This window comes from Mycobacterium sp. TH-M25, from assembly GCF_057473665.1.
Window position 1 is genome coordinate 1 of the sequence record NZ_JBYCLA010000204.1, and the last position, 5,059, is coordinate 5,059.

5 protein-coding genes are annotated in these 5,059 nt (G+C 62.7%); 1 reads left to right on the top strand and 4 read right to left on the bottom strand.

Going from position 1 to position 5,059, the window contains the following annotated elements; translation table 11 throughout:
* Positions 1 to 111: 111 nt before the first annotated feature.
* From AC2VOU_RS06820 to AC2VOU_RS06830, 3 genes are read right to left on the bottom strand one after another with little or no spacing between them, the layout of a single operon-like run.
* Positions 112 to 2,826, bottom strand: a complete 2,715-nt coding sequence (locus tag AC2VOU_RS06820; RefSeq protein ID WP_486956684.1) for an ATP-binding protein — start codon at positions 2,824 to 2,826, stop codon at positions 112 to 114.
* Positions 2,827 to 2,851: 25 nt separating this feature from the next.
* Positions 2,852 to 3,211, bottom strand: coding sequence for a hypothetical protein (locus AC2VOU_RS06825; RefSeq protein ID WP_486956685.1), 360 nt, complete (start codon positions 3,209 to 3,211; stop codon positions 2,852 to 2,854).
* A 22-nt stretch (positions 3,212 to 3,233) separates the two neighbouring features.
* Entirely contained in the window at positions 3,234 to 3,548 is a 315-nt protein-coding gene (locus tag AC2VOU_RS06830; protein WP_486956686.1) for a hypothetical protein, read from the bottom strand.
* 363 nt (positions 3,549 to 3,911) lie between these two features.
* Here AC2VOU_RS06830 and AC2VOU_RS06835 point away from each other — a divergent pair, with 363 nt between their 5' ends.
* On the top strand, positions 3,912 to 4,733 hold the full coding sequence (locus AC2VOU_RS06835; protein WP_486956687.1) for a hypothetical protein: 822 nt from the start codon (positions 3,912 to 3,914) through the stop codon (positions 4,731 to 4,733).
* A 1-nt stretch (position 4,734) separates the two neighbouring features.
* Here the strand turns inward: AC2VOU_RS06835 and AC2VOU_RS06840 are convergent.
* Positions 4,735 to 5,059 (bottom strand): metallophosphoesterase family protein (locus tag AC2VOU_RS06840; protein WP_486956688.1); only part of this gene is annotated, 325 nt, incomplete at its 5' end.

The window sequence follows — 5,059 nt, forward strand, 5'->3', positions numbered from 1 at the left end:
AAAGCGACTCCTGATTGGACAGGTAGCTGCCGATGTACATCAGCCGGTACCGGGCCGCCGGTGCGCCGTCGGAGTCGACGACGTCGAACAAGTCCAGGAACGAGGCCATCGTCAGCTCGTCCCGCTGGCGTGGCGGCCGTTCGATGGCACCGGCTCGGGCGCGCCGGCGGTGATCACGTCGCCGTCGACGTCGAGGTCGGATTCCCGGATCATCCGTGAGCTGGTGGTGTCGGCGAACCGCGCCAGCGACGACGACAGAATCGGGAAGAACTGCACCCGCACCGTGTTGTTGTTCCCGTCGTTCCACCAACCCTCGCCGTAGCGCCCCGCACGGGTGAGGTTGTTGTCCTCAGGGTCCGGCGGACTCGTCTGGTTGACCATCATGTCCACCAGCGAGTCCAGAACCGGCATGTCCATCAACGCCATCGCAGCTGTGGCGTTCCTTTTGTTTTTCTGCCGCAGAGCAGCCTTCTTCTCGATCATCGCGTAGTTGTGATCGAAGTCGTCGGCGTGCTGGGAGGCCGCGACGATGAAGTTCGCGTCCTTGCGTCCGGTGCGGTCGGGGGAACGGATCAGCAACTCCACGACGTCTTCGTTGCCCTTGAGGAAACTGATCTCGTCGCCGAAGAACACACAGGTTCCACGGATCTGGCCGAACCGGTAGGCGGTCATTCGTGCGATCGACCCGTACACAGAAGCCGCCCACTTGTTGAGGTCCGTGGCCGCCGCTGGATTGACACCGCGATACACCGGCAGTCCATGGGTGCGGAACACCGTGGCGTGAGGAACTTTTCCGGAGTCCATCCGCGCAGCCAGGTCGGTGATGTCGTCGAACGGCGGACGTTCCATATCGGATCCGCTGCGGGCCGGGGGGTCGATGAACGCCTCGGTATACGGGAGCGCCGCCCAGTGCTCGAAGTTGCGCAGCAGCATCGCGGCCTCGGGCTCACCGGTTGTTTTCAGCCAGTTCATCAACCGCCGGGTGGTGGTGATTCCACGCGCCGCGCGGAACTCGGCGTTGAGGATCTTGGCCAGAAACGACGCTTCGGCGGACTTGGTGGAGATCTCGAACAGAGGAAGGTAGTGCGCCATCATCGAGGTCTCTGCCTCCGGCGACGGCAGGCACTTGAGGAAGTCCATCGACACTCGTCCGCCGGGTGTCTCTCCGGTGGCCGCGTTGACCACCTGGACCCGCGCGATGCGGCGGGCGAACACAGCCCATTCCCCGTGCTTGGAGTGGTCGATCAGGGCGGCATATCGGTTGAGCGCCATCACGAACAGCAGAATCAGCTTCATCAGATGCGATTTGCCGCCGCCCTGCGCTCCGGTGATGGCGATGGAGGCGTTGCCTTTGTCAGTGGCGTTGAGTAAGTCGAGCAAGATGATCTGCCCGTTGGCGTTCTCTTTGTTGACCGCCAACGGCATGCCGACCGAATCGCCGGCGAAACTGCGCCGGATCGGCATGGCCCCGGAGAACCAGTAAGCCGTCGAAGTCTGCAGGAGATCGTCACCGAGCCGGGTGCGCCGCGAGCCCGGCATCATCATCGTCCACAGCTCTTTCTGGCCGCCGACCGGAAGTAGGGGGGCGTAGCCGTTGGACCGGAAATGTTGCTGCACTGCGGAGACACGCGACTGCAGATGGTCGAGGTTCTTGTCTCCGAGCGCGAAGATCGCGGTGAGCTGCATGCCTCGTGGGCCGGACTTGGACTGGATCGCATTGTGGAACTGGCGAAGCTCGCGGCGGCGGTTGTCGTAGTCGTAGGCTTCGAACTCGTCCTCGGAGTTGGCGGTGCTCTCTGCCGCCAGATCGCGATCAGTCGTCGAGACCGTTTTCGTGGAGATCAGGTCCTGGGAGAACCGCATCCGCAACGTGAAGTCGCTGTCTCCGCCGATGGCCTGGTCGACGATGTAGGTGAAGCTCGACACCGCACTGGTGTACGTGGCGGGGTAGCGGGCGATGCCCAGCAGCGATTGGTAGGAGGTGGGTCCGTCGGGAAGATCCGCAGTTCGTTTGCCGGGATGGGAAATCGACATGATCTTGCCCGCGGACAATGTGCGGAACCGCTTGAACAACGACAGCTTGCGGTCGGCTTTCGACAACTTCTTGGTGTAGTCACGGCCGTTGTCGAGATCGCTGAGGAAGGTCGAGTACAGCGCGGCTGCCTCGGCGGATTCGTCGAACATCACATCGGGATACGACTTCTCCGACGCGGTGGTCGGCCCCGCCGTCAGCGGAGGCAACATCGGCACGGCAAGGCCGCGCATGGTCGCTCGTTCGAAAGCCCAGTCGACCATCGCCGGCGTGGTGCGTCGCGGCTTGAACTCGGCGGGCAACGCGGCCAGACAGTGCTTTTCGAACTCTGTAGTGTCGGCCCAATCAAGTCCTTCGTGCGGGTCGGTCTCCACCACTGAGGCGACCATCCGCTCGGACAGCCGACGCCGCGACGGCTGGCTGATGGCCAGCCAATACACCCGATCGAACTCGACGTACTCGCCGGTAATCATGCGCCGGTACAGGTCGTTGAGCAGGTTCTCCAGATACCGGTACTTGCTCGGATTCCAGTCCGGAATTCCACCGGTGATCGCGTTCATGGTGTCGATCGGATCGCGGCGCACCCGGAACCCGGTCAGCATGATGTCGTCGGTCGGAATCTCCGATAGCGCGCAGTACAGCAGTTCGTGACTGTCCTGCGCAGCAGCAGCTGTCTCGGGGCGGTAGCTGTTGACGTTGATCCCGCGCAACAGATAGTTGTGCCAGACGCTGCCGTCCTCGGAGAGGATCAGGTTTCCGGTGCGACGACGTAGCGGGGGAATGTGCGATCCCATGGTTGAGTGGTTCTCTCTCTCTCTCTCAGATGCCGGGCAAGTCGAAGTTGGCGCTGCGGCGGTGCTTTAGCCCACGGCGCAATAAGGCGAGCTGGGTGCGTTCAGACAGCGCCTCGGTGTCGTCGAGACGTGACAGCACGGCCGCGTAGATCGTGATGACGATGAATCCTGTGGTGAATAACCCCGCGGCGACGTAGGGGTTGGTCAGCATCAGCACAAAAAGGCAGAGCGCCATCAGCGACAGCACCGCGATCTGTCCGAGCGAGCCGAGTCTGGTGCCCGCGAGTTTCCAGATGATGCGGACGCCGGAGACTCCGTTGAAGACACGAAACGGGCGCATCAGCAGCCCTCGAAGTTGTTGCCAGGTGCTTCGCTGCGTGAGCACCTGACGTCCATCACGGCGATCATCAGGAGAAGTTCGAAATGAAGCTGGAGCCGTAGTTGGCGATGAACATGATGCCGCCGAGAAACGCCTCGATGGCGAGTACACCGAAGGTGATATCGCGGATCGCGGTGATGCCCTCTTTCTTACCTTTGGCTTCCAGCCACGCCTTGAAGCCAAACCAACCGCCGACGAGAACGGCCAACACCATGATCGCTGCGAGTCCCCAATTGACAATATTGATCAACATTCCGTCGTCGGTCGGGTCGCTGATGCCGGCCAGGTAAGCCACGGCTGATATTGCGGTGTCCGCCGCGGTCGGTGGCGCTGACGTGTCCATGATTCGGTGGCCTTCCGGTTCCGCTGCGGGGCCGGGGTCCGGCACCGCAGTTGAGTGGGTCGGCTGGAGCCTGGATCACGCGCTCCCGTCACGACGAACGCGACACGTTCTGTCGGCTCCGGTCACGGCTGGTGGAATTAGACGCGAACGTGCACCCCGACATGCACGTACGCGCGGAATTCCGGCATGGCGGCCGACGCTCAAAAGTGACGTCAAAAGGGCGCTCAATCATTCGCTCAAAGCCCCGATCAAGCTGCTGGTCAATGTCACGCTCAAAAGCGGCATCAAAACCGGGATAAGCGCCGACGGCGAAATCGTGGCGCGTGCAGGCGGATCCTGGAATCAGGTCTACGGTGCCGGTCCATGAGCGAATCAACCGGCGTCATCGTGCACGCTTTTATCCGGCCCGGAACTCCGGCGTCGGCAGGCCCGGCGGTCGTTACCCAGATCGTGGACCTCTACGAGTTCGGGGTGATCGGCCCGGGCAGCGAAGTGTGGGCCAACCTCGACGTTCCCAATGCTCTATGGGTGCTCTCGGACACCTCGATGTTCTTGCGCATGGTCGACGTGCCCTCGGCCGGGTGGGTCCGTCTGACGCGCAACTCGGTGGTGTGGGGGCGGGTCTCCAACGACACTTCACGCGCACCGAGTCACGGGTTCTCGGTGGCAGACATGCCGTTGCCGGTGCAGGACTACGACACCGTGGCGGTCGTGTTCCGCAACACCGACACCGCACGCATGCGGGCACAGTTCGGCGCCGCACACCACGCCATGCACGACTTCCAGATCGAGCACGGGATGATGCGAGCCGTCGACCTCAAACTCAACAGCGTCCAGCGGCTATCCATCCTGGGACAGCCGAGCCAGTTCGCCCGCAACCATGCGGGGGTTCGCGGTCTGGACCTGATGGCGTGCACGACCGGACCGGCGATGCACAAGGTAATTCGCGAAAATCTCGACGCCTTCACCACCCGCATCGACACCGCGGAGTTCCAGCGAATCAAAGCTGCACAGCAGCGCATCTCCCAGATCGCTGAGGTCATCACCGACCCGATCGTCCAGCGCATCAGTGCATTGCGTGACGTGGGTCCGTTCAGCGAAGACGCCGAGTCCGAGATCGACGCCGAGACCCCGAACACAGTTGCGGGCCGGTCAACGGAACTGGCCGCGCAAATGGCTGACTGAATCAGATCGCCAGCTCGACTATCGCGTACCCGTTGGCATAGAACACATCGGTGTCGCCGTGCCGGGAATGTTGCGGATTGTCGTAGGTGTGCCCGTGCAGCAGCCAACGCGGCTGGTGGGTGTCCACCCAGTTCCGTAAGGCATCGATACCGGTGTGTGCCGTGTCCTCGGCGTCGTTGATCCCGGCCGGCGGGCAGTGGGTGATCACCAGCTCAGCTCCCGGTAGCGGATCGATCGCGTCGGCGTACTCGGCCTGGGTGAACAGAACGTCTTCACGGTCGGGCTTGTAGCGCACACATCCCTGCACCGCCAGCACCGTGACCGCG

Excerpts from the sequence above, each read along its gene's own strand:
- AC2VOU_RS06830 (WP_486956686.1), bottom strand. The coding sequence starts at position 3,548 with ATGGACACGTCAGCGCCACCGACCGCGGCGGACACCGCAATATCAGCC.
- AC2VOU_RS06820 (WP_486956684.1), bottom strand. The coding sequence starts at position 2,826 with ATGGGATCGCACATTCCCCCGCTACGTCGTCGCACCGGAAACCTGATC.
- AC2VOU_RS06835 (WP_486956687.1), top strand. The coding sequence starts at position 3,912 with ATGAGCGAATCAACCGGCGTCATCGTGCACGCTTTTATCCGGCCCGGA.